The 22,499-nt window shown below is 67.6% G+C and carries 22 protein-coding genes and 1 pseudogene; 13 read left to right on the top strand and 10 right to left on the bottom strand.

Annotation, left to right across the window (positions count from 1 at the left end):
- Positions 1 to 27: 27 nt before the first annotated feature.
- Entirely contained in the window at positions 28 to 756 is a 729-nt protein-coding gene (locus tag ACSFBC_RS15870) for a tRNA-uridine aminocarboxypropyltransferase (RefSeq protein ID WP_435511308.1), read from the bottom strand.
- A 137-nt stretch (positions 757 to 893) separates the two neighbouring features.
- Here ACSFBC_RS15870 and ACSFBC_RS15865 point away from each other — a divergent pair, with 137 nt between their 5' ends.
- Positions 894 to 1,721, top strand: coding sequence for a MetQ/NlpA family ABC transporter substrate-binding protein (locus tag ACSFBC_RS15865; RefSeq protein ID WP_435511307.1), 828 nt, complete (start codon positions 894 to 896; stop codon positions 1,719 to 1,721).
- 152 nt (positions 1,722 to 1,873) lie between these two features.
- Complete coding sequence (locus tag ACSFBC_RS15860; RefSeq protein WP_435511306.1) at positions 1,874 to 2,233, top strand: HPF/RaiA family ribosome-associated protein; 360 nt, start codon at positions 1,874 to 1,876, stop codon at positions 2,231 to 2,233.
- Between the two features lie 5 nt (positions 2,234 to 2,238).
- On the opposite strand, the gene ACSFBC_RS15855 is transcribed toward ACSFBC_RS15860, so the two are convergent.
- Together ACSFBC_RS15855 and ACSFBC_RS15850 are read right to left on the bottom strand one after the other, a co-directional pair.
- Positions 2,239 to 3,225, bottom strand: coding sequence for a glycosyltransferase (locus ACSFBC_RS15855; RefSeq protein WP_435511305.1), 987 nt, complete (start codon positions 3,223 to 3,225; stop codon positions 2,239 to 2,241).
- Between the two features lie 205 nt (positions 3,226 to 3,430).
- The gene (locus ACSFBC_RS15850; RefSeq protein WP_435511304.1) at positions 3,431 to 4,444 is read right to left on the bottom strand and encodes a Bug family tripartite tricarboxylate transporter substrate binding protein; all 1,014 of its coding nucleotides are present in this window, start codon (positions 4,442 to 4,444) and stop codon (positions 3,431 to 3,433) included.
- Between the two features lie 121 nt (positions 4,445 to 4,565).
- On the opposite strand from ACSFBC_RS15850, the gene ACSFBC_RS15845 reads away from it, so the two are divergent.
- Positions 4,566 to 5,165 (top strand): hypothetical protein, encoded by a 600-nt coding sequence (locus ACSFBC_RS15845; RefSeq protein WP_435511303.1) that lies wholly within the window; start codon positions 4,566 to 4,568, stop codon positions 5,163 to 5,165.
- A gap of 15 nt (positions 5,166 to 5,180) precedes the next feature.
- On the opposite strand, the gene ACSFBC_RS15840 is transcribed toward ACSFBC_RS15845, so the two are convergent.
- Genes ACSFBC_RS15840 through ACSFBC_RS15820 form a run of 5 tightly spaced genes read right to left on the bottom strand, consistent with a single transcriptional unit; the run spans position 5,181 to position 9,821 of the window.
- Positions 5,181 to 5,909 carry an ABC transporter ATP-binding protein gene (locus ACSFBC_RS15840; RefSeq protein ID WP_435511302.1) on the bottom strand — a complete coding sequence of 243 codons (729 nt, stop codon included), beginning with the start codon at positions 5,907 to 5,909 and terminating at the stop codon, positions 5,181 to 5,183.
- Positions 5,893 to 6,927: an ABC transporter substrate-binding protein gene (locus ACSFBC_RS15835; RefSeq protein WP_435511301.1), complete on the bottom strand. Its 1,035-nt coding sequence runs from the start codon at positions 6,925 to 6,927 to the stop codon at positions 5,893 to 5,895. The genes ACSFBC_RS15840 and ACSFBC_RS15835 overlap by 17 nt, the downstream gene beginning before the upstream one ends.
- Positions 6,924 to 8,048: an LLM class flavin-dependent oxidoreductase gene (locus ACSFBC_RS15830; protein ID WP_435511300.1), complete on the bottom strand. Its 1,125-nt coding sequence runs from the start codon at positions 8,046 to 8,048 to the stop codon at positions 6,924 to 6,926. Before ACSFBC_RS15830 ends, ACSFBC_RS15835 begins: the two co-directional genes overlap by 4 nt.
- A 14-nt stretch (positions 8,049 to 8,062) precedes the next feature.
- Positions 8,063 to 8,938, bottom strand: coding sequence for an ABC transporter substrate-binding protein (locus tag ACSFBC_RS15825; RefSeq protein ID WP_435511299.1), 876 nt, complete (start codon positions 8,936 to 8,938; stop codon positions 8,063 to 8,065).
- A gap of 34 nt (positions 8,939 to 8,972) precedes the next feature.
- Positions 8,973 to 9,821: an ABC transporter permease gene (locus tag ACSFBC_RS15820; protein WP_435511298.1), complete on the bottom strand. Its 849-nt coding sequence runs from the start codon at positions 9,819 to 9,821 to the stop codon at positions 8,973 to 8,975.
- A 212-nt stretch (positions 9,822 to 10,033) separates the two neighbouring features.
- Between ACSFBC_RS15820 and ACSFBC_RS15815 the strand changes: the two genes are divergently transcribed.
- The 10 genes from ACSFBC_RS15815 to ACSFBC_RS15770 all read left to right on the top strand — a co-directional run bounded on the left by ACSFBC_RS15815 (position 10,034) and on the right by ACSFBC_RS15770 (position 21,293).
- The gene (locus tag ACSFBC_RS15815) at positions 10,034 to 10,645 is read left to right on the top strand and encodes a CGNR zinc finger domain-containing protein (protein WP_435511297.1); all 612 of its coding nucleotides are present in this window, start codon (positions 10,034 to 10,036) and stop codon (positions 10,643 to 10,645) included.
- Positions 10,646 to 10,717: 72 nt separating this feature from the next.
- Positions 10,718 to 11,431 (top strand): 2OG-Fe(II) oxygenase, encoded by a 714-nt coding sequence (locus ACSFBC_RS15810; protein ID WP_435511296.1) that lies wholly within the window; start codon positions 10,718 to 10,720, stop codon positions 11,429 to 11,431.
- Positions 11,431 to 12,081, top strand: coding sequence for a DNA oxidative demethylase AlkB (gene alkB, locus ACSFBC_RS15805; RefSeq protein WP_435511295.1), 651 nt, complete (start codon positions 11,431 to 11,433; stop codon positions 12,079 to 12,081). The genes ACSFBC_RS15810 and alkB overlap by 1 nt, the downstream gene beginning before the upstream one ends.
- An 85-nt stretch (positions 12,082 to 12,166) precedes the next feature.
- Complete coding sequence (gene ada / locus ACSFBC_RS15800; protein ID WP_435511294.1) at positions 12,167 to 13,255, top strand: bifunctional DNA-binding transcriptional regulator/O6-methylguanine-DNA methyltransferase Ada; 1,089 nt, start codon at positions 12,167 to 12,169, stop codon at positions 13,253 to 13,255.
- A 2-nt stretch (positions 13,256 to 13,257) separates the two neighbouring features.
- Positions 13,258 to 13,878 carry a 2OG-Fe(II) oxygenase gene (locus ACSFBC_RS15795; protein WP_435511293.1) on the top strand — a complete coding sequence of 207 codons (621 nt, stop codon included), beginning with the start codon at positions 13,258 to 13,260 and terminating at the stop codon, positions 13,876 to 13,878.
- A gap of 189 nt (positions 13,879 to 14,067) precedes the next feature.
- Positions 14,068 to 14,301: a hypothetical protein gene (locus ACSFBC_RS15790; RefSeq protein WP_435511292.1), complete on the top strand. Its 234-nt coding sequence runs from the start codon at positions 14,068 to 14,070 to the stop codon at positions 14,299 to 14,301.
- A 242-nt stretch (positions 14,302 to 14,543) separates the two neighbouring features.
- Positions 14,544 to 15,704 (top strand): nitric oxide-sensing protein NosP, encoded by a 1,161-nt coding sequence (gene nosP, locus ACSFBC_RS15785; RefSeq protein ID WP_435511291.1) that lies wholly within the window; start codon positions 14,544 to 14,546, stop codon positions 15,702 to 15,704.
- Positions 15,673 to 16,791 (top strand): sensor histidine kinase, encoded by a 1,119-nt coding sequence (locus ACSFBC_RS15780; protein WP_435511290.1) that lies wholly within the window; start codon positions 15,673 to 15,675, stop codon positions 16,789 to 16,791. The genes nosP and ACSFBC_RS15780 overlap by 32 nt, the downstream gene beginning before the upstream one ends.
- Entirely contained in the window at positions 16,788 to 19,052 is a 2,265-nt protein-coding gene (locus tag ACSFBC_RS15775; protein ID WP_435511289.1) for an EAL domain-containing protein, read from the top strand. The genes ACSFBC_RS15780 and ACSFBC_RS15775 overlap by 4 nt, the downstream gene beginning before the upstream one ends.
- A gap of 573 nt (positions 19,053 to 19,625) precedes the next feature.
- Positions 19,626 to 21,293 carry a S8 family serine peptidase gene (locus ACSFBC_RS15770; protein ID WP_435511288.1) on the top strand — a complete coding sequence of 556 codons (1,668 nt, stop codon included), beginning with the start codon at positions 19,626 to 19,628 and terminating at the stop codon, positions 21,291 to 21,293.
- 36 nt (positions 21,294 to 21,329) lie between these two features.
- Here ACSFBC_RS15770 and ACSFBC_RS15765 read toward each other — a convergent pair.
- Both ACSFBC_RS15765 and ACSFBC_RS15760 read right to left on the bottom strand, forming a co-directional pair.
- Positions 21,330 to 21,517 (bottom strand): annotated as a pseudogene (locus tag ACSFBC_RS15765) (IS5/IS1182 family transposase); the annotation flags it as partial.
- Positions 21,507 to 22,430: a LysR family transcriptional regulator gene (locus ACSFBC_RS15760; protein ID WP_435511287.1), complete on the bottom strand. Its 924-nt coding sequence runs from the start codon at positions 22,428 to 22,430 to the stop codon at positions 21,507 to 21,509. The pseudogene ACSFBC_RS15765 and the gene ACSFBC_RS15760, both read right to left, overlap by 11 nt.
- Positions 22,431 to 22,499: the final 69 nt, after the last annotated feature.

The following is a 22,499-nucleotide window of genomic DNA, read 5'->3' as shown; positions in this document are numbered from 1 at the left end:
GGCCCAGGCAGGGCCGGAATGCGCGCGTTACGGCGTTCGGAGGGCCTGCAAGCGCTGGTGCGCGGGGCTGTCCCACACCACCGGCTGCTGGTTCTTCGCCAGCAGGTAGTGCTCGGTGAACAGCGCCAGGTAGGCGTCCAGGGTCCGCGCGGCGGCGTGTTCGCCGGCCAGGTCCATGCACAGCGCGGCCACCTCGCTGGTGCACAGGTGGTCGTCGCGGCCGGAGCGGCGCAGCTTGTACTGCGTGGCCTGGTCGGGCTGCACGCTCAGCACCGGCAGGCCATCCAGGTACGGGCTGCGGCTGAACATCTTGCGCGCCTCGGACCAGGTGCCGTCGAGCAGGATGAACAGCGGGCGTTTGCCGGCCGCGCCATCGGGCGGATTCACGCTGTGCACCACCCGCTCGGGCGCCGCGTACTGACCCGGGAACACCACGCAGGGCTGCCACCGAGGGTCGGCCAGCAACGCCAGCAGGGCGGGATCGACCTCGGTGCGGGCCCAGCCGAAGGCGAAGGTGTCGGCCACCACGTCGGCGATCAGCCAGCCGGTGTTGGTGGGCTTGAGCGGCTCGATGTACGACATGAGCAGGCACACGCCGGCGCGCGTGTCGACCGACGGGCGAAAGGCGCAAATGCAGTGGCTGGGCAGCAGGCGGCAGCCGGCGCAGCGCTCGCGCTTGAAGCCGCCGCGGGACAGGAAGGGCTTGGTGCTGCGCGCCAGGCGTTCGGCGCGCAGCAGGGATACGGCGTGGGGCATGCGGGGATTCTCCGTCCCCGGCGATCGAAGGCGGGCCCGGCCGGGGCCGGCATATCGACATGAGGATTTGTTCGTTCGCGAAACGGCGCGGCGCGGGCACAGTCGCCCCCCTGTTCTCTTCTTTCTTTTTCGTCGCCATGCTGTTCTCCGCCCTCCGCCGTCGTGGCGCCCTCGCCGCCCTGTCCGCCACCGTGCTCGCCGCCACCTTCGCCGTGAGCGCACCGGCACTGGCCCAGGACAAGTCCCGCATCAAGGTCGGCATCTCGGTCGGCAACGCCGAGCAGATCTTCGAGGTGGTGAAGAAGGTCGCCGCGCGCGACGGCCTGACCATCGACGTCGTCGTGTTCAACGACTACCAGCTGCCCAACGCCGCGCTGTCGGCGGGCGACCTGGATGCCAACGCCTTCCAGCACCAGCCCTTCCTCGACAACCAGATCAAGTCGCGCGGCTTCGACCTCGTCTCGGCCGGCCTGACGGTGACGGCGCCGCTGGGCTTCTACTCGCGCAAGCTCAAGAGCATCGATGCGCTGCCCGAAGGCGCCTCGGTCGGCATCCAGAACGATCCGTCCAACGGCAACCGCTCGCTGCTGCTGCTGCAGGCCGCCGGCCTGATCACGCTCAAGCCCGAGGCGGTGAAGAACAACACGGCCACGCCGCTCGACGTGGTGACGAATCCGAAGAAGCTCAAGCTGATCGCGCTCGATGCCGCGCAGTTGCCGCGCTCGCTCGACGACCTGACGATCGCTTCGATCAACAACGACTATGCCGAGAAGTCCGGTCTGTCCTTCAGCAAGGACGCCGTGCTCAAGGAGTCGGCCAAGAGCCCCTATGCCAACCTGATCGCGGTGCGCCGTGCCGACAAGGATGCGCCGTGGGCCAGGAAGCTGGTCGCGGCCTACCAGTCGGCGGAGGTGCGCCAGTTCATCGAGACCAAGTTCAACGGCGCGCTGATCCCGGCCTTCTGATCCTCGGCACTGCAGCGGCAAGAGGCTCCCTTGGCCTACGCCGCTGTGCCGCCGGTGGCGCCATGCTGTGACTTCGAACCAGCGCCGCTCTCTCACGTGCGGCGGGTGGCCTCGCTGCCGAAGTGCAGCATCGACAAGGAGCACACATCCGCATGGAAATCCACATCAACACCGGCAACGGCATGGACAACAAGGAAACGCTGGAAAGCTGGGCCGACGGCGAGATTCGCCGCACACTGGGCCGCTTCTCGAACGACGTGCGCCGCATCGAGGTTCATCTGTCCGACGAGAACAGCGGCACCAAGGGCGGTGCGGACGACAAGCGCTGCGTGATCGAAGCCCACGTGCCCCATCTGCCGCCGGTGGCCGTCACGCACCAGGCATCGAGCCTGGACGAAGCCTTCCGCGGCGCCGAAGCCAAGGCCCGGCGCGCCCTCGACACCGTGGTCGGCAAGCTCCACGAGCGCCGCGACCACACCTCGATCCGCACGCAACAGCCTGAAGGCCTGTAGCCCGCTCAGCCGCGCCAGGGCAGCGACCGCGCATCGCCCTGGATCGCCGGCGGCACCGCATTGATCAGTTCTCCTGCCAGCACGCGCTCGTAGTAGCGCAGGTAGCCGCGGGCCATCGCATCCGAGCTGAACTGCGCCACCGCGTGCGCATGGCAGGCGCGCGCATCGAAGCGGGACGATTTCAGCGCGCCCGCCAGCGTGTGCGCATCGGCCGCGAGCACGCCGCAGTCCTGGGGCACCAGCTCCGGCAGCGAGCCGTACGGCGTGGAGAACACCGGACAGCCGAAGTAGAGGCTCTCGATGACCGCGAGTCCGAAGGGCTCGTGCCAGCGTACCGGGAACACCATGCCGCGCGAGCCGTTGAGCAGTTCGCATTTCTGCTGGCCGCCCACCATGCCGTGAAAGCGCACGCGCCGCGAAAAGGTCATGCGGACACCGCGCCGGAAGCTGAATCGCTTGCCGCCGAGTACCTCGAGTTCGATGCCGGCCAGTCGGGCCACGCGTATCGCGCCCTTCAGATTCTTGACGCCCCAGGCGCCCTTGCCGAGAAAGTGCACATGGTGGCGCGGCCGATCGAAATCGACCGGCCCGTAGGCCGACCAGTCGAGTCCGTTGTAGACGAACTCGCTGGAGCCGTAGCGGGACGCATGGTTGCGCGTGAGAAAGACGGTGTTGCGCGGCAGCGGGCGCGCCCGGTGGCTGTTGCCATGCTCGGTGAACAGGAAGGGCTTGCCCAGCGCATCGTCGGAGGCCAGGCGCGGATCGAACTGAAAATGCACCAGGTCCACGTCGTCGGGCACCTGCTCATGCCAGGGGCGGTCCGGACGGATCGGCAGCAGCCGCGCGAAGTCGCAGCGCGAACCCTCGGGGACCAGGTAGGTCACCTGGTGGCCCATCTCGACCAGCTTGCGGCCCAGGTCCCAGATCACACGCTCCGTGCCGCCGTAGGCGAACACCGGGATCGGAGAGTTGTTGGCGATCATCACATGCATGACAACCTCCGCCGCACCGCATCGGGGATCCACGCCACGGCAGGGTCTGCATGGGGATCGTGAAAAGACCAAATCATGAGAGTCGCTTTCCTCTGGCGCTCCGTCGAAGCGGGAGCTTTCAGGGCGTGATTCTCAATGCAAATTGGACGGCACCAACGAAACATCTGTGATCCGGCGCAAGCGGCCAGCGCGCGGACCGCCGCGCTCAGGCGTCTGTCTTGATGCCGCGCATCAGGATCACGCCGCCGAGCAGCGAGGTGTCCTGGCGCATGCGGTAGCTCAGCGCCTTCGGCGTGCCCGACTGCGCCTGCCAGCCAGCCTTCAGCAGCGTCTGCTGCACCTCGGGCGCGCGCACCACCTCCGACAACGCCGCATTGAGCCTGGCCACGGCCCCGGCCGGCATGCCCGCGGGTGCGGCGATCGCGGTCCAGATCTCCAGGTCGGCGCCGTGCACGTTGGCATCGCGCAAGGTCGGCAGCTCCTCGTACAGCGGGCTGCGCACCGCCGACGTGACGCCGATGGCCTTGAGCTTGCCCGACTGGATGTGCGGCTTGACCAGGCCCGGTGGCAGCAGCGCCAGCTGGATCTCGCCGGCCAGCATCGCCGCGATGACCTGCGGGTTGCCGTTGAAGGGCACGTGCGTGGCCAGGATGCCGCTGCGGCTCTTGAGCAGTTCCATGCCCAGATGCCCGACGGTGCCGGCCCCGGGCGTGCCGTAGCGGCCCTTGTCGTTGAGGTTGCGCGCCCACAGCAGCAACTCCATCGGATGGGCGCCCACCGCCTGCGCGCTGACCGCCAGCACCAGGGGCGCGGTGCCGATCAGGCTGACGGGCGCGAAATCCTTCTCGGGATCGAAGGGCGTCTTCGGATTGAGCAGCCGGGCGATCGTCAGGTTGCCGTTGATCAACGCGCCGATGGTGTGGTCGTCCTGCGCCTTGGCCACCAGGTTGGCCGCGATGTTGCCGCTGTCGCCGGGCTTGTTCTCCACCGTCACGGGCTGGCCGAGCAGGCGCGACAGGGGCTCGGCGATGGCACGGGCTGCGAGATCGGGCGAGGCGCCGGCCGGGAAGCCTACGAGCAGGCGCACCGGCTTGCTCGGCCATCCGCCCGACGACGCAACGGCGGCGGCCCGAGCGTTGCCCGCGCCCTGGGCCCAGGCGGCAGGAGCACAGAGGGTGAGGGCCATGGTTTCGAGCACGCGGCGTTTGGAGATCATCATCGAACCGGTTAAGAAAGTTACATAACGTTACCGCACTGCAGCAAAGTTGCGCAAGTCAACTTCCGTCCTCATCTATCGCGCGTCTTTCACACCACGATCCAGTCTCTCGTATGCTGCGGCGATGCATCCACGCCTTTCACCGATCCTTCGCGCCGCCTGGCTGGCGTGCCTGTGTGCCATCGCGCCTGCGGCACTGGCCGTTGAACTCGCCGGCATGGACCCACCGACCTGGGTGCACGGCGCCGACAAGGCCAGCGGCCAGGGCTGCCGCGCGGTGCGAGCGCGCCGGCCCGCGGAACTGCCCCTGCCCTGGCGCAGGCTGGTGAGCGCGATCACGATGCATTGCACGCCGATGGCCGGCGTCGACAAGGAACCCGACGCGAGCACCGAATCCGTGGCCACGCTGCGTCCCGGTGCCGCGACCCTGCGCGGCGTGCCGGTGATCGCCCTGCGCCTGAGCGAATCGTGGGCCCATGGCGACAGCCAGTACGTTCTCGACGCGCCCCATGCCGAGGTGGCCGCCCTGCTCGGCGCCTACATCAAGGCGCGCTGCCTGTCGCGCGCCGGCACCACCGTGGTGGTCGAGGGCCTGTGCGAACCCATCCCCGACGAGGGCAATGGCGGCACCTACACCCGCACCGGCGAACTCGGCGGCGCCTGGCTGCATCCGGACCCCGACGACGCGCGCCGCACGATCCTGGCGGACGCGTGGTCGGAGTAGCGGCGCGCCTCGGGCTCAGGCGTCGACTTCGACGCCCAGCAGTTGCAGCAGATCGACCTTGTGCGCCTCGAGCGCCGGGTCCGACATGCGCCGGGGTCGCGTGATGTCCAGCTGCAGGTCCGACACGATGTGGCCCTGGTCGAGCACCAGGATGCGGTCGGCCAGCAGCAGGGCTTCGTCGACGTCGTGCGTCACCAGCAGCACCGTCGGCCGGTGGCGCTGCCAGAGGTCGAGCACCAGCCGCTGCATCGTGAGCCGCGTGAGCGCATCCAGCGCGCCGAAGGGCTCGTCGAGCAGCAGCAGCGCGGGTTCGCGGGCCAGCGCACGCGCCAGCGACACGCGCTGGGCCTGTCCGCCCGACAGCGTCTGCGGCCAGGCCTCGGCCTTGTCCGCGAGGCCGACCTCGGCCAGCGCCGCGAGGCCCAGCGCACGGCGGTCCTCGCCGCCGATGTTGAGCACCACGTTGCGCCAGACGCGCAGCCACGGGAAGAGCCGCGGCTCCTGGAAGGCCACCGACACCGAGCCCGGCACCTGCAGCCGCTCGGCCTCCTGACCGCCGTCGAGGCCCGCGAGCACGCGCAGCAACGTGGACTTGCCCGAGCCGCTGCGCCCGAGCAAGGCCACGAACTGGCCCGGTGCGATGTCCAGCGACAGGTTGTGCAGCACCGGCGGCGCATCGCCGAAGCGACGCGTCAGCCCGCGCAGCTGCACGCGGCGGTCGTCGCGGTCAGGGGATCGCGACATCGATGGTGCTTCCCTTGACGTCGATCGGCTGCGCCGACAGTCCGTACTTCGCATAGAAGCCGGCGATCTCCTGGAACTCGCGCAGCAGCGCGTCGTCGGCCGGCACCACGGTCGAGGGCGGCACCTGGCGGATGATGTCCGCGACCGCCTTGGGCACGCCCTGCTTCTCGTTCAGGTCGGCCACGCGGCCGGGCGTGGCCTGCACGGCCTCGGCCTCCTTGCGCAGCGCCTCGTACACGGCCTTCACCAGGTCCGGATAGGCCTGCGCGAAGGCACGCGTCGTGACGTGCACGTTGCGGTTCAGCGAGCCGATGTCGCCGCCGTAGACCACCACGCGCGCCCCGGGCTCGGCCTGGCCGGCCGCGAAGAACTGCTCCCACACCGCCCAGGCGTCGACATGGCCCTGCGCGAAGGCGGTCGAGGCGTCGGTCGGGCCGAGATAGACCACGGTCACCTTCTCGACCGGGATGTCGTGGCGCGCGAGCGCGAGGCGCAGCAGGTACTCGCCCGTGCCGCCCTTGTTGACCGCGATCTTCTTGCCCACCAGGTCGGCCACGGTGCGAATGCCGCTGGCACCGGTCGCGACGATGCCCTGGTCCTTGCCCGAGCTCTTCTCGGCCGCAAACACCACCAGGTCCTTGTCGGCCGTCGAGGCCGCGAGGAAGGAGGTCGCGCTGCCGCTGCCGATGTCGATCGCGCCGCCGCGCAGCGCTTCCGCCGTGGGCACGTAGGCCGGGAACGGCGGCTTCCAGACCACCGTGCCGCCCGCGGCCTTGACCGAGCTTTCGATGCCACCGCTCAACTGTGCGAGCGTGAGGAAGTTGAAGGCCTGCAGCGGTGCGATGCGCGCGACCTTGGCCGCCGCCGCTGCAACCTGTGCTGCCGGTGCGGCGCCCGCAGCGGCAGGCGCTGGCGACGACTCACGCGAGCAGGCTGCGAGCAGCGTGGCGAGCATGCCGCCGCCGATCACGCCGAGCGCGGCGCGGCGGCCGTGGAGATTCAGGTCCGAAGATTTCATGCTTGCTTTTTCCATGCCGTATCCCTTTCTTTGGTCCAGGCGGAGGTGACACCCGGGTCGACCGCACGGTCGACGGGCAGATGGGGCAGCACCAGTTCGGCGAAGCGGTAGGCCTCTTCGAGCAGCGGCATGCCGGAGACGATCAGCACCTCGATGCCGGCATCGCGGTAGTCCTGGATGCGCGCGAGCACCTGCGCGGGGCTGCCGACCAGCGCGGTGCCCGGGCCGTGGCGCACCAGGCCGATGCCCGACCAGAGATTGGGCGAGATCTCGAGCTCGCGCAGGTCGCGCGGCTTGCGCCCGCCGTGCAGGGCAGACATGCGCTGCTGGCCGACCGAGTCGATGCCGGCCACGTACGACTGCGCACCCGCGATGGAGCGCTCGTCCATGTGCTCGTACAGATCGGCCGCCGCTTCCCAGGCCTTGGCCTCGGTCTCGCGCACGATCACATACAGGCGGATGCCGAAGCGGATCTTGTCGGCGCGGCCGTGCCTGGCCGCGAGCGCGCGCACTTCGCGGATCTTCTCCTCAGCCTGCTGCGGCGTCTCGCCCCACGAGAGGTAGGTGTCGATGTGCTTGGCCGCCACCTCGTGCGCGGCCGGCGACGAGCCGCCGAACCACAGCGGCGTGGGCTGGCGGTACGGCGGCAGCGGGATGCCGGCATCGACCACGTGGATGTACTTGCCCTTGAAGGTCACGGTCTCGCCGCGCAGCAGCGCCGTCAGCACCGTGAGGTACTCGTCGGTGTAGGCATAGCGTTCGTCGTGGCTCAGGTGCACGCCATACTGCGCCATCAGCTTGGCGTCGCCGTTCACGATATTGACGCGCAGACGGCCCTTCGAGAACTGGTCGAAGGTGTTGATCATCTTGCCCAGCAGGACCGGCGACAGCAGCGGCGGATGGGCCGCGATCAGGTGCTGGAAGTTGTCGGTGTAGGGAATCAGCGACGAACCCTGCACCCACGCATCGTGCGAGCCGGTGGCCAGCAAGGCGCCGGTGTAGCCTAGGTGGTCGACCGCACGAGCGAGCTGCTGGAAATAGGGATAGGTCAGCGCGCGGGCGCCGTCGGCGCGCCAGGGATAGCGGCCGTCGGGGCCGGTGAGGTACCAGAGAACTTCCATGATCGATTCCTTTGTCAGTGCGTGCGGCCGGCCGGGAAGGCGGCGGTCACGGTGTCGCTCACGTCGAGCGGCGAAGAGATGAGGCCGAAGCGCGCGAAGATGTCCGCATGCGCCTGCTGCTCGGCCGCAAAGGCGGCGTCGGGCACCGCGATGCCCCAGGGGCGCGACTGCAGCGACGGCAGCCATTGCGCGGCCGTGTTGCCGTTCACGCCCTCGAGCAGCTGCGCGGCGGCCTGCGGGTCGGCGGCGGTCAGCCGGTCGGATTCGGCGATGGCATCGACCAACGCCTGCACGGCCTGCGGGTGCGCGGCCACGGTGGCTTGCCGGGCCCAGTAGACCGAGCGGTTCGAGAAGCTGCTGCCCGGCTGCGCCAGCACGCGCACCGGCACCGTGGACTCGATCTTCGACAGCAGCGGATCGGTCGCGACGATGGCGTCGAGCAGGCCGGCCTCGAAGGCGTCTTTGGCGGTCGCGGGCAGCAACTCGACCGCGTTGACCTCGCGCCAGTCGATGCCCGCGCCGTGCAGCTCGGCCGCCAGGAACTGCGTGTGCCACGAGACCGGCATCAGCGCGATGCCGCGGCCCTTGAGGTCGGCGAGGCTGTGCAGGTCCGAGTCCGCGCGCACCACCACGCCGCCCCGCTCGGCGCGCGGGCCGGACATGCCGAACACCACCACCGGCAGGTCGCGCGCCCTGGCCAGGATCGGCGGCGTCGCGCCCGTGCCCATGAGCTGCAGCACGTTCAGTTCCATCAGCGGGATGGTCTGCGCACCGGCGCCGTGGACGAAGAAGTCGATGCCCTCCGCCTTCAGCGACGCGCGCAGCGCGGGCCGGCGGGCCAGGAGGGACAGCGAAGGGTTCTGCGGATGAGCGCCGACGATCAGGGACATGGCATGCAAGGGGGAAAGGAAAAAGACGCTGGCATCAGCCCGTGTAGACACGGCGCCAGGAGAGAAGGAGGCGCTCGAGCAGGCGCACTCCGTAGTCGGTCGCCAGGCCCAGCAGCGCATAGACCGCCACGCAGACCAGCATGATGTCGGTGCGCACGAACTGGCGCGCATGGGTCAGCAGGAAGCCGATGCCCGAGTCGGCGCCGACGGTCTCCGCGATGATCACGGCCACCCAGGCCAGGCCCAGCGCGAAGCGCAGGCCCACCAGCAGGCTGGGCAGGGCCGCGGGCAGCAGCACCTGCAGCGCGATCGCGAAACGGCCCATGCGCGCGACCCGCGCCACCTCGACCAGCTTGGCGTCGACGTTGCGGATGCCGCCGAAGGTGTTGATGTACATCGGCACCGCGACGCCGAAGGCCACCAGCAGCACCTTGGGCGTTTCGTCGATGCCGAACCAGAGAATGAACAGCGGCACCAGCGCGGTGAAGGGGATGGTGCGCAGCATCTGCATGGGCTTGTCGACGAGGTCCTCGCCCAGCCGCGAGAAGCCGGCGAACACACCGGTCGCCAGTCCCACGGCCAGGCCCAGCAACGCACCTTGCACCACACGCGACAGGCTCACGAGCAGCGCATGCGGCAGGGAACCGTCCTGCACCATGGTCCACGCGGTGGCGAGCAGACGATCGGGACCGGGCAGCGTGCGCGGGTTGAGCCAGCCGGCCGCGGACGCGGCATACCAGGCGAGCAGGAACACCACGATCGACAGCCAGCTGCGCAAGCCGGCCAGCGCGCCCAGGGCGGCCCACCCGTTCGGTTTCGGTCGGGACGAGGGCCGGCGGCCCGCGATGCGCTCGGCCTGCAAGGCCGCACTGTCGTCTGTCATGCGCCCGCCGTTCCGTGGGGAGGTTGCGCAGCCACGGAGGCTGCATGGAGTTCGTCGTCATGGGTCATACCAATGACGAATCTAAGGGTCGACCCCTGGCCGACCAAGGAACGAAAACAGATATCCATAGACGATCTCTGACGCGGGCTGTGACCGGCAACGCTCCTAAACTGCCTCGCGTGCAAAGCGGATGCAGACCCCACACCTCCGACATGGCGCCGCGCGCGCACGTCGCCCTGCGCCCGCTCAAGGCCGGGGATTTCTCCTTCAAGTTCCGCGCGGGCGTGCCCTGCCTGCTGCTGGTCGAGACGCTGGGCGAATGGACCGGCCGACGCTACGAGCGCGTGCACAACGAAGGTCTCTGGCACACCTGGCTGCGCAAGATGAAGCTGCCCGTGCCGCAGCGGCCCGTGGGCGAAGACGGCCTGGCCGACATGCGCGTGCTGCGCGCCGCCATCTACGAGACGGCGCAGGCCATCCGCGGCCAGCGCACGCCGCAGCACGACGCCATCACGCAGATCAACCGCTGGGCTTGCCACATGCCGCTGCCGCGCCTGCTCGACGGCACCGGCACCGCGCTCGAGCCGCTGGCCGAGGTGTCGAACACCCATGTGCTGGCCCTGTTGGCACGCGATGCGATCGCGCTGTTCTCGAGCGAGGCGCGCAGCCGCATCAAGGAATGCGCGAGCCCGATCTGCCCGGTGATGTTCCTCGACCGCTCGCGGCGCGGCGACCGCATCTGGTGCTCGCCGACCTGCGGCGCGCGGCTGGCCTCTGCGCGCTACCGGCGACGGCTGTTTCCGGTGCCGGAAGAAGTGGCCTGAGACGCCGGCGAAGAATTCGAGCGCAAGGATCGGAGAGCCGCGCACATGGCATCGGCCTAGACTGGGCCGGCCATGCACGACCTCTTTTCGCCACCGCCGAACACCCTTGAGGACACCGCGCTCGCGGCGTCACTCGACGCCGAGGCCCATGCGTTGCTGCCGCGGCTGCTCACACCCGATCAGTGCCGGCAACTGGCCCGCCGCTACGCGCACGAAGAGCTCTACCGCTCCACTGTCGTGATGTCGCGCCATGGCTTCGGCCGCGGCGAATACAAGTACTTCGCCTATCCGCTGCCGCCGCTGCTGGAACAACTGCGGCATGCGCTCTACCCGCGGCTGGTGCCGATCGCGAACCGCTGGAACGCACAGCTCGGCATCGATGTGCGCTACCCCGACACGCTGGCTGAATTCCTCGATCGCTGCCACCGCGCCGGGCAGCGCCGGCCCACGCCGCTGATCCTTTCGTATGGCGAAGGCGACCACAACTGCCTGCACCAGGACCTCTACGGCGAGCATGTCTTCCCGCTGCAGGTCGCGATCCTGCTGTCGCGCCCCGAAGTCGATTTCACCGGCGGCGCGTTCGTGATGACCGAGAGCCGCACGGGCCATCAACGGGCCGACGTGGTGCCGCTGGACCAGGGCGATGCGGTGGTGTTCACCGTACACCAGCGCCCCGAGCGCGGACCCAGTGGCCGCGTGCGCAGGCTGGCCATGCGCCACGGCGTGAGCCGGGTCCACGGCGGCCAGCGGCACACTGTGGGCCTGATCTTTCACGACGCCCTGTGATGCGCACACTCTCGCTCTTCGACGACGAGGCCCCGCTGCCCGACCAGCGCCTGGGTCCGCAGGCCGTGGTGCTGCGCGCCTTCGCCCGGCCGTCCATCGACGCGCTGCTGACCTGCATCGACGCGCTCACGGCGGTGTCGCCGTTCCGGCGCATGGTGACGCCCGGCGGCTTCACGATGTCCGTGGCACTGACGAATTGCGGTGCGCTGGGCTGGACCACCGACAGCCGCGGCTACCGCTACGCGGCCGTCGACCCGCTCACCGGCCAGCCCTGGCCCGCGATGCCCGACGCGTTGGCGCGGCTGGCACACGATGCGGCCGAGGCCGCGGGCTTTGCCGGCTTCCAGCCCGACGCCTGCCTGATCAACCGCTACGAACCCGGCGCGCGGCTGGCCCTGCACCAGGACAAGGACGAGCGGGACTACGGTGCGCCCATCGTGTCGGTGTCGCTGGGCATGACGGCGCGCTTCCTCTTCGGCGGCCTCGAGCGTGCCCACAAGGCGCAGCAGGTCGCGCTGCAGCACGGCGACGTGGTGGTCTGGGGCGGCGCGGACCGGCTGCGCTATCACGGCGTGCTGCCGCTCCAGGGCGAAGCCCATCCGCGGCTCGGGCTGCAACGCATCAACCTCACCTTCCGCCAGGCGGGTTGAGCGGGGCACGCCAGTTCGAGCGCAAGAAGCGGAGTGCTTGCGATCGAAGTCCACCGGACACTGGGACCTCACACGGAGCACCGCCATGAATGCCATCCTCAAGCACCCCGACGCCCCCGCCATGACGGCCTACCTGGACGACGATCAACGCTGGGCCGCCGTCCAGGCGCGCGACGCGCGTGCCGACGGCCGCTTCGTCTACGCCGTGCGGACCACCGGCGTGTACTGCCGGCCCAGCGCATCGGCCCGCCTGCCGAAACGCGAGAACACCGTGTTCTTCGACACCGCGCAGGCGGCCGAGGCCGCCGGCTACCGCGGCAGCCAGCGGGCCGCGGGCGACCGGACCGCGCTGGCCGCGCAGCGCGCCGCCACCGTCGCCCGGGCCTGCCGCTTGATCGAGCGTTCGGAATCGCCGCCCAACCTCGACGCGCTCGCCGCCGAGGTCGGCCTGAGCCCGCACCACTTCCACCGCGTGTTCAAGGCCCAGACCGGGCTCACGCCCAAGGCCTATGCCTCGGCCTTCCGTGGGCGCCGGCTGCGCGCCGAACTGGCCGGGGACGGCGCCACCGTCACCGATGCGATCTACGGCGCGGGCTTCAACTCCAACAGCCGCTTCTATGCGGCCGCCGACGACCTGCTCGGCATGCGGGCGCGCGACTACCTCGCGGGCGGGCCGAACCTGCAGATCCGCTTCGCGGTGGGGCAATGCGCGCTGGGCGCCATCCTGGTCGCGCAGAGCCAGCGCGGCATCTGCGCGATCCTGCTGGGCGACGAACCCGACCGGCTCGTGCGCGAGCTGCAGGACCAGTTCCCCAAGGCGGAGTTGATCGGCGGCGATGGCGACTTCGAGCAACTGGTGGCGCAGGTCGTGGGCTTCGTCGAAGCGCCCTCGCTGGGACTGAACCTGCCGCTGGACGTGCAGGGCACGGCCTTCCAGGAGCGTGTCTGGCAGGCGCTGCGCGAGATCCCGCCCGGCGTCACCGTGAGCTACGCGCAGCTTGCGGCGCGCATCGGCCAGCCGAAGGCCGTGCGGGCGGTGGCCCAGGCCTGCGGCGCCAACCACCTGGCGGTCGCGATCCCTTGCCACCGCGTGGTGCGGACCGACGGCGCGCTGTCGGGCTACCGCTGGGGCGTCGAACGCAAACGCGCGCTGCTCGCACGCGAGGCGGCCTGAGCGTGGGTTTCGACGAAGTGATCGCCCGGCTGGACTGGGTCCAACTCCGGGCCCAGCTCGACAGGGAGGGCTTCGCGACGGTCCCCGCGATGTTGAGCGACGGGCAGATCCGCGCGCTGGCGACCGACCCGGACTGGCCCGCGTGGGTCGCCGAGCTGCAGCGGGCCTTCCATCCGCAGCTGGTGCCCATCGCGAACCGATGGAACGAAGCCCTGGGACGGCCCCTGCGCCATTCCGGCACGCCCGGTGCCTTCCACGGTTCGCAAGCCATCCTGAGCCATCTGCGCGCCGGCGAAGACCAGCCACTGCACGACCGCAGCGCCGATGCGCAGGGCTTTGCGCTGCAGCTCGTGGCCCTGCTCGGCGAGCCCGGAGAGGATTTCACCGGCGGCGCTTTCGTGATGACCGAGCAGCGCCCGCGCATGCAGTCGCGGCCTGTCGTCGTGCCGCTGCGCCGTGGCGACGTCGCGGTGATCGCGGTGGCGCAGCGGCCCCGTTCGGGCAGCAACGGCACGTACGCGGTCCATCTCCGGCACGGGATCGGCCGGGTGCGCGGCGGTGGGCGCCTGGGGCTGGAATTGCTGTTCTCGGTTGTCAAGGATCAAGGATGGCCTGAACCGTGATCTTTCCGATGTGCATGGACAAGCTGGAGGGAGCGTCGCATCGGTTGCAGCTGGATTTGGGCGCCGGACGTGTGGCGTGACGAATTGCACGGCCCTGCCGAAGAGATCGCTGCAATCAAAGAATGCGTGACCTACCCTCGCATGCTTTTCATGGAAAGCACGTATACATACCAACGCCACCCCACGCAAATGACCAATTCCGTCGGAGACGAAATGAACGTCAATGCACATGATGAAGCCGAGTGGCATGCGGCCACCGATCGATACGCCGAAGCCCTCCAGAAAATGACAGCCGGTGACCTCGGGGCGCGGGAAGCACTTCAAGCAGCGTATCGGCAACTCAGCGTGCTCCGACTCCATCGTCCGAGCCTCCCGCTTCGATGCCCTGTGTCAAAGCCAGTGGCCTTCGGCATCCGTCTGTGAGAGGCGCGGGTGATTCAGGCGTCGACGCACCAACAGCAATGCAGCTTGCCTTCTGACACCGAATCGCCTGAGGCGGCGGCGCTGTGCTTTGCCGCGAAAAATCCGAAGCTGCCGCTGCACTAGAACTTTTCATGTAATCACCTGCTCAGGTCGGACTTCGTGGCAGGGATGTCCCGTATGCAATTGGTTAACCGTCACGGCCCATGGGGCGCCTAATGGGGTCTAACGTAAGGAGTTGCAACATGACGGAGATGCATTGCCTACGCAAGGCGCAGTCTTGTGCGACAGACCCCCGCAAGGCCGCGCAGGAATTCCATGCCGAGGTGATGCAGCCAGGCACGGCGCTGGTGATCTTCTTCTGCTCCAGCGAATATGACCTGGATGTGCTTGCCGACGAGATGAAGCGGCTGTTCGGCGAAGTCCAGGTCGTGGGCTGCACCACGGCCGGGGAAATCGGCCCGGCCGGGTCCCGAGACCACAGCCTGACCGGTGCGAGCTTTCCGGCCAGCCACTTCAGAGTGGCTGCAGGCCAGGTCGACCATCTACAGCAATTCGAAGTGGAGGTCGGTCAGGAGTTCGCCCAGTCGCTGCTGCAAAAGCTGCTGGCCGAGGGCGTGCCCAACGATGCCGACAACAGCTTTGCATTGCTGCTGATCGACGGGTTGTCGCTGCGCGAAGAACCCGTGACCCGCGCATTCCAGACTGCGCTGGGCAAGCTTCCTCTGCTCGGCGGATCGGCCGGCGACGGCATGAAGTTCGATCGCACCCAGGTCTATTGGGATGGCCGGTTCTGCTCCGACTGTGCGGTGCTGGTGCTGGTCGTGTCCCGGATGCCGTTTCGGATCTTCAAGACGCAACACATCGTCGCCACGGAAGCCAGACTGGTGGTGACTGAGGCAGATGCTCCTTCCCGTGTCGTGAAGGAAATCAATGGCCTGCCGGCGAGCCAGGAGTACGCAAGAATGCTCGGCATCGACGCGTCCGACCTGGACCCCTCGCGCTTCGCGGCTTGGCCCGTGGTGCTGACGATCGGCGGAACCACCTATGTGCGCTCGATCCAGAAAGCGAACCCGGATGGCAGCCTGACTTTCTTCTGCGCCATCGAAAATGGCCTGGTCCTGAGGGTGGCCAAAGGAGTGGATCTCCTGCAGAACCTGGAGCAGGCCTTCGCCGAGATACGGGCCGAGATCGGGGTCCCCCAACTCGTTCTGGGATACGACTGCATCCTGCGCAAGCTGGAGATCACCCAGAGCGCCGCGAAGGATCGCATCGATGAGGTGCTGCAGGAGAACCACACGATCGGCTTCCACACCTACGGCGAGCAGTTCCGTGGCGTGCACGTCAATCAGACGCTGGTCGGCATTGCATTCGGTGCGACCGCTGTGGAGACGAACGATGCCTGATACGACGCTGCAGCGCCCCGGCGCGCAAGACCTGTCCTCGAAGGACGAGATCGCCCGGCTCCACAAGATCATCCAGGCCTTGATGGACCGCGCCGAACGCAGCGCCAACGCGCAGGGCTCCGACTTCAACCTCTTCCAGACCACGGTCATGCTGGAGGAACAGGTGCTCAGCCGCACGGCGGAACTGGAAGCGGCGCTGCGCGAGAACGAACAGGTCAACCGGATGCTGCGCAAGACGCAGGCCGACTTGGTGGCAGCCGCGCGCTCGGCCGGCATGGCCGAGATCGCCACCAACGTGCTGCACAACGTGGGCAACGTGCTCAACAGCGTCAACGTTTCCGCCGGGCTGATTCTCTCCAGGGTTCGCGCATCCAAGGTGGAGGGGCTCGCACGCGCGGCGCAGCTGATGAACGAGCGTGCGGCCGATCTGGGCACGTTTCTGGCGTCCGACGCGAAGGGCCGAATGCTCCCGGGCTACCTGATGCAATTGACGCCGCTGCTGGTGGCGGAACAGCGCGCCGTCGTCGACGAACTGGTGGCGCTGACCAAGAGCGTCGACCACATCAAGGAGATCATCGCCGCGCAGCAGGCGCATGCCGGCGCCTCCAGCCTGGTCGAATCGATACGAATCCACGAGTTGGTCGAGGATGCCCTGCGCATGAACACCACAGGCCTGGCGCACCACCAGGTGGTCATGGAGAGCGACTTTGCACAGATTCCCGAACTCCCACTGGACAGGGGCCGGGTCCTGCAGGTGCTGATGAACCTGGTGCGAAACGCCAAGCAGGCCATGGAGACGACGGCGGCCGACAACGCGAAACTCATGCTGAATGCGGAGATCGTCGGGGACGAAACGCTGCGCATCCGCGTCGCGGACACGGGGGTCGGCATCGCCCCGGAAAACCTGACCCGCGTGTTCATGCACGGGTTCACCACCAAGAAAGACGGCCATGGCTTCGGCCTGCACAGCGCGGCGATCGCTGCGCGCGAGATGGGTGGCACGCTGGCGGTCCACAGCGATGGTCCGGGCACCGGTGCAGCATTCACGCTCGAACTTCCCATCAGAAAGGCGACAGAGACGCCATGAGCAATCTGCAGAACCGCCGCATCCTCCTGGCGGACGACATGCCCGCCATCCATGAGGATTTCCGCAAGATTCTTCTCCCGGCAGCAGCGGCAAATCTGGACGACCTCGAGTCCGCCTTGTTCGGGATCCCGGCCAAGAAGAGCGAGGTGGACTTCGCGATGGACAGCGCCCACCAGGGACAGGAGGCGCTCGAGAAGGTGCGCGAAGCGTTGAAGGCCGACCGGCCCTACGCCATGGCGTTCATCGACATGCGCATGCCGCCGGGGTGGGACGGCGTCGAGACGATCGAGCGGCTCTGGCTCGAAGACCCGCGTCTGCAGATCGTGATTTGCACAGCCTATGCGGACCAGTCGTGGGTCGAGGTGTTCGAGCGGCTGGACGCACGCGATCGCCTGCTGGTGCTCAAGAAGCCGTTCGATCCGATCGAGGTCCGCCAACTGGCCAGCGCACTCACGATGAAGTGGCAGATGACGGAGGACGCGGCCTTCAAGCTGAATCAGCTCGAGCAGGCCGTCGAGGAACGGACGCGTGAACTGTCGGACGCCAACATCATCGTGCAGAACAGTCCGACCATCCTCTATCGCCTGCGCGGCGAGCCGGCATTCCCGCTGATCTACATCTCGCACAACATCACCAAGTTCGGCCACGAACCGGCCGCCCTGCTGGCCGACCCGAACTGGGCGGACGTGCTGATCGACCCGGCCGACCAACCCGGCGTCGCCGCCGCGATGGCACGCGTGCTCGAGAAGGATGCCCAAGGCGCCTCGATCGAATACCGCCTGCGCACGGGCGACGGCAGACAGCGCTGGGTCGAGAACCGCTATGTTCCGGTGCGCGATAAGGAAGGCCGGCTCATGGAAGTCGAGGGCATCGTCATCGACGTGACGGAGCGCAAGACCGCGGAGGAACAGCTTGCACGGCTCGCGCGCACCGACGGGCTGACCGGCCTTGCAAACCGTGCCACGCTCACGGAGCGCCTGCACCAAGCCCACGCTGCCGCACGACGGGGCTCCGTGCCGTTCGCGCTGCACTGCCTCGACCTGGACCACTTCAAGCCCGTCAACGACACGTTCGGCCATCCGGTGGGCGACTTGCTGTTGCGTGAAGTGGCTCAGCGCCTGAAGAATTGCACCCGCGAAACGGATGTGGTGGCTCGCCTGGGCGGCGACGAGTTCGCAGTGCTGCAAAGCGAAATGGGCGAACCGGCAGCCGCAGGCGCTCTGGCCATGAAGATCCAGGTGGAACTGGCGCGGCCCTACATGCTTGACGGCAATGAAGTGCATGTCTCCGCCAGCATCGGCATCTGCCCCTACATCCCGGGCAGCGAGAGCCCCGACGAAATGCTCGCGCAGGCTGATGTGGCGCTCTATCGGTCGAAGGAAGAGGGTCGCAATCAATATCGCTTCCACTCCGAAGAGCTCGACCTGGCGGTCCGCGATCGGGTTGCGCTGGGCGAAGACCTGAGGACTGCCATCGAACGCGAAGAGCTGGAGCTCTACTACCAACCGCAGGTCGAGCTGTCGTCCGGAAAGATCGTGGGCGTGGAAGCGCTGCTGCGCTGGCACCATCCGCAGCGCGGGCTGCTCGACGCCGCCGCGTTCGTGCCGATCGCGGAGCGCACCGGCGGCATCGTCATGCTGGGTCGCTGGGTACTGAACCAGGCATGCCGGCAAATGAACCAGTGGCGCGAACAAGGCGTGCAGCCCCCTGTCGTGGCCATCAATCTGTCGCTCGGGCAACTCAGGCAAGGCAGTGAGCTGGTCCGTGAAGTGGTCGAAAGCCTCGCGAGATGGCAGCTCGACCCCTCTGCTCTGGAGTTCGATGTGACGGAGTCGACGCTGGCGCAGATGACATGGACCCACAATGATGTGCTGCCGCAATTGCGCGCACTCGGAGTACGGATTGCCATCGACGACTTCGGCACCGAGTATTCGTCGTTCGAGTATCTGCGGACGTACCGTGTGAATCACTTGAAGATCGCGCAGTCGATGCTCCAGAGAGCCATCGACGATCCCGACAGCGCGGCCACTGTTCGCGCCATCATGAATCTCGCGCGGGAGGCTCGCATCGGCATCATCGTCGAAGGACTGGAGACGGAAGCACAACTCGCGTTTCTCCACTCGACAGGCTCCACGACCCTTGCGCAGGGCTACTATTTCAGCGGTGCCGTGGTGGCCGGCGAAGCGGGCGACTTTCTGCGCACAGGCACCATGGCGCAGAGCCAGAGCAGCAAAGCCGAGAACCAGGTGACCTCGGCCTGAAGGGCCTGCGGCACGAGAAGAAGCACTTTTGATTTTTCTCGTGACGTGAGGCGTTGCAGCACACGCCGAGCCCGTTTCGTCATCGCCGACCCACGCGGATCACGCACCCGGCCCCGCAAGGCGCAGCGGCACGGCAGACATTGCATTCGTCCGAATGTTCTTAAGTTTTTTCGTTCGCCTTTGTTAAAGATATTTAACTAAATCCCCAAAAAAACAAAACCTTCGACAGCAAAAAGACAATGCGAGGTGATGCCTTCAGATCGCGCGCCAAGACGATCGGGCTCGATTTCTTTATTCACCTCCAGGGATATTCCATTGAGAAAAGTTAAATATTTGTCTTGTGTCTTGGCGTCTCCGCGCCGCACGCTGTCGATCGTCGCGCTGGCGGTCCTGGCTGGCTGTGGGGGCGGCAACAGCGGTGGGGGGAGTACCGGCGGCAATGGAAATACAGGGGGTGGCGGGAGCACGACTGTCGGCAGCGGCGGGAACAGTGGCAATGGCAATGGCAATGAGGTCGCGCTATCTCCCAACCGGAACACGCTGGCCGTTCATTGCGCCGATACGGCCACCCCCTTGGCGCGCACCACGGCCGACAACGACGATCCGCTGTTCATCGACCAGTGGTATTTGGAGAACGTCGGCCAGGCCGTGTTCGCCGATACGCTGCCTTGCGCCGGTGTGGACCTGAGCATCGGCACCCTGCACGCGCAGGGCCTGCGCGGCAAGGGCGTGAAGGTCGCGGTGGTCGACAGCGGCATCGACAGCGCGCACGAAGATCTGGCTGCCAACATCGTGCCGGGCGGCAGCAAGAACTTTCTCAGCGACACCCAGCCGCTGGGCGACATCGACGGGCACGGCACCAACGTCGCCGGCATCATCGCAGCCGTGGGCTGGAACGGCCAGGGCGGGCGCGGCGTGGCGCCCGAAGCAGGCTTGCAGGGCTTCAACGTCAGCGAATTCATCTACAGCGGCACCGTGGCCGAACAGGCCGCGGCCTTCCGCAAATACGTCGGCTATGCCTGGGGCGAAGGCGCCGAGGCAAAGGGCACCGACGTGTTCAACACCAGCCTGGGCGCACCGTACACCGGCGCCTATCCCGGCTTTTCGCAGGCCGAACTCCAGGCCTGGGAATCGCTCATGAGCGGCACGCGCGCGGGCAAGGGCGGGGTCTATGTCTTCGCCGCGGGGAATGGCTTCATGCAGCCCGAGGATTTGGACAACAACGACCAGTTCGCCGGCTGCGCGGCCAGCGCCACGGGATTGAGCTGCGTGCTGGCCAACACCGATCCGGCCGCCAACTTTCGCCAGACCATCGCCGTCGCCTCGGTCAACGCGCGCGGCACGCGCTCGTACTTTTCCTCCGCCGGTTCCTCGGTCTGGGTGTCGGCGCCGGGCGGCGAAGGTGGTCGGCAACTGAGCGTGGCAGGCCCGGGCCAGCGCGACTACGGCCCCGGCATCGTCACCACCGACATCCGCGGATGTTCGGTGGGCCTGAACACCACGGCGACGCGCGTGAACGCGCTCGACGGCGGCACGCCGCTGGACCCCGACTGCCACTACACCGCGGCGTTCGGCGGCACCTCCTCGGCCGCGCCGATGGTGGCGGGCATCGCGGCTCTTTTGCTGAATGCGAACCCGGCACTGACCCAGCGCGACGTGAAATTCATCCTGGCTTCCACGGCCCGTCCGCTGGACCTCGCCCAGCCCGCCGTCACCGTCCGGGACACTTTGGTCGAAGCCGGCTGGATCACCAACGCCGCGGGCTACCGCTTCAGCAACTGGTACGGTTTCGGCCTGGTCGACGCCAGCGCGGCCGTGGCCATGGCGCGCGGCTTCAAGACGCTGGCGCCGCTGCAAGACAGCGGATGGACGGCTTCGACCGACCAGCCCTCGGACATCGCTGCCGCCCCGTCGTCGGCCACGCTGCGTGTGCGGATCGACGCGAACGTGGCCCTCGAGTCCGTGCAGTTCAGCCTCGCCACCACCCATGCCCAGCCGAGCGCGCTCTCGGCCACGCTGACCTCGCCTTCGGGCACGGTCAGCCACGTGCTCACGCCGATGTCGACGCTGAAGAACGGCAGCGACTTCGCCATTCCCCTGTCGTCGAGCAATGCCTTCTTCGCGGAATCCTCGCGCGGCGAATGGGTGCTGCGCGTGACCGACGTCTCGGGCCGGCCCGTGAGCGGCGCGCAACTGCGCAACTTCCAGTTGCGTGTGACGGGGCACGCGAAAACCACTTGAGCGCTGGTGGTCGGCTGCGCGGAAGCAGATAGCAGATAGCAGCCTGCGCGCCATCCACAGGTTCGACAGCGCGAACGGCGTGACCCTCTGCGCGGTGTTCTTCGCCAAGCCTCGCAGCACACCTGCGCGAACCCGAACCGCCGCTTGATCCATCCGGGCGGTTGCTCCTCTTCCGTTGCTTCAGTGGCTGAGCGGACGATCGCTCTTCTTGCATCAATCGGTCTTCAGCAACCGTTCGATCTGCTGCCAGATCTGCCGGCCTAGCGGCTTGGCGTGGTCGCCGCGGCGGTACAGGTGTATCTCCATGGGGATGTCATTCGATGCGGTATCGGCGCGCACCAGTGTGCCCTGGGCCAACTCTTGCCGAATGAGTGTGCCGGGCAACCACGCCAACCCGGTCCCCTCACGAACCATTGCCAGGATGGCATCGGCGAGGTCGGCTTCGTAGACCGTGCGCAGGCGTTGTGTGGCACACAGCGCCGGCAAGCGGTCTTTCAAGATTCGACCCAACGACATGCTCGGCGCATAGGCAAGAAACGGTGCTTCGGAATCGCTTGCCGCACGGGGTACACGCCAACGCGGATGGCCTGGAACCAAAGGCGCACTGACAGCGATCAGCTCATCGCTACCCACCCGGCATCCCACAAGAGTGGCCTCGGTGAGTGGCGCTTTTGCCGGTATCGGAACATGACAGAGCAGCATGTCGGCTTCACCACGCTCCAGCATCTCGAGTCCATAGCCGAGACTGGTTGTCGAGACGTTCCACAAAACTGAAGGGAACGCACGCCGCAGGCGCTCCAGCAGAGGCGGGAGCACCGAATGTGCCAAGGTGCGCCCTGCCGCGATGGTGATGCGCGCAGCCCTGGCCCGTGCCGGGCCTTGCAGGGTTTCCCGGGTGTGCTCCAGGATGCCGAGCACCTCCTGGGCACTGCTCAGCAAAAGACGTCCGGCCGCATTGAGCTGGCTGGTTTGATGCCCACGATCCAACAAGGGCACGCCGGCCCAAGCTTCCAACGAACGTATGCGTCGTCCAAAAGCGGGATGGGTGACGTTGCGAAGTTCTGCCGCCTGGTAGAGGTTGTTTGACCTGGACAGGGCGACGAGGTCTTCCAGCAGCTTGAGATGGATGTCCTGCACGGATACCTCCTGATCGTTCGTTGTGCCGGATCGGCACAGAAAGGCCGCATTCTGCACACCATGGCATCA

It is taken from the genome of Variovorax frigidus, assembly GCF_051216515.1.
Classification (GTDB): Bacteria; Pseudomonadota; Gammaproteobacteria; order Burkholderiales; family Burkholderiaceae_C; genus Variovorax.
The sequence above is the reverse complement of the archived record's forward strand: the minus strand, read 5'-3'. Positions and strand labels throughout refer to the sequence as shown.

Excerpts from the sequence above, each read along its gene's own strand:
- ACSFBC_RS15870 (WP_435511308.1), bottom strand. The coding sequence starts at position 756 with ATGCCCCACGCCGTATCCCTGCTGCGCGCCGAACGCCTGGCGCGCAGC.
- ACSFBC_RS15865 (WP_435511307.1), top strand. The coding sequence starts at position 894 with ATGCTGTTCTCCGCCCTCCGCCGTCGTGGCGCCCTCGCCGCCCTGTCC.
- ACSFBC_RS15860 (WP_435511306.1), top strand. The coding sequence starts at position 1,874 with ATGGAAATCCACATCAACACCGGCAACGGCATGGACAACAAGGAAACG.
- ACSFBC_RS15855 (WP_435511305.1), bottom strand. The coding sequence starts at position 3,225 with ATGCATGTGATGATCGCCAACAACTCTCCGATCCCGGTGTTCGCCTAC.
- ACSFBC_RS15850 (WP_435511304.1), bottom strand. The coding sequence starts at position 4,444 with ATGATGATCTCCAAACGCCGCGTGCTCGAAACCATGGCCCTCACCCTC.
- ACSFBC_RS15845 (WP_435511303.1), top strand. The coding sequence starts at position 4,566 with ATGCATCCACGCCTTTCACCGATCCTTCGCGCCGCCTGGCTGGCGTGC.
- ACSFBC_RS15840 (WP_435511302.1), bottom strand. The coding sequence starts at position 5,909 with ATGTCGCGATCCCCTGACCGCGACGACCGCCGCGTGCAGCTGCGCGGG.
- ACSFBC_RS15835 (WP_435511301.1), bottom strand. The coding sequence starts at position 6,927 with ATGAAATCTTCGGACCTGAATCTCCACGGCCGCCGCGCCGCGCTCGGC.
- ACSFBC_RS15830 (WP_435511300.1), bottom strand. The coding sequence starts at position 8,048 with ATGGAAGTTCTCTGGTACCTCACCGGCCCCGACGGCCGCTATCCCTGG.
- ACSFBC_RS15825 (WP_435511299.1), bottom strand. The coding sequence starts at position 8,938 with ATGTCCCTGATCGTCGGCGCTCATCCGCAGAACCCTTCGCTGTCCCTC.
- ACSFBC_RS15820 (WP_435511298.1), bottom strand. The coding sequence starts at position 9,821 with ATGACAGACGACAGTGCGGCCTTGCAGGCCGAGCGCATCGCGGGCCGC.
- ACSFBC_RS15815 (WP_435511297.1), top strand. The coding sequence starts at position 10,034 with ATGGCGCCGCGCGCGCACGTCGCCCTGCGCCCGCTCAAGGCCGGGGAT.
- ACSFBC_RS15810 (WP_435511296.1), top strand. The coding sequence starts at position 10,718 with ATGCACGACCTCTTTTCGCCACCGCCGAACACCCTTGAGGACACCGCG.
- alkB (WP_435511295.1), top strand. The coding sequence starts at position 11,431 with ATGCGCACACTCTCGCTCTTCGACGACGAGGCCCCGCTGCCCGACCAG.
- ada (WP_435511294.1), top strand. The coding sequence starts at position 12,167 with ATGAATGCCATCCTCAAGCACCCCGACGCCCCCGCCATGACGGCCTAC.
- ACSFBC_RS15790 (WP_435511292.1), top strand. The coding sequence starts at position 14,068 with ATGACCAATTCCGTCGGAGACGAAATGAACGTCAATGCACATGATGAA.
- nosP (WP_435511291.1), top strand. The coding sequence starts at position 14,544 with ATGACGGAGATGCATTGCCTACGCAAGGCGCAGTCTTGTGCGACAGAC.
- ACSFBC_RS15775 (WP_435511289.1), top strand. The coding sequence starts at position 16,788 with ATGAGCAATCTGCAGAACCGCCGCATCCTCCTGGCGGACGACATGCCC.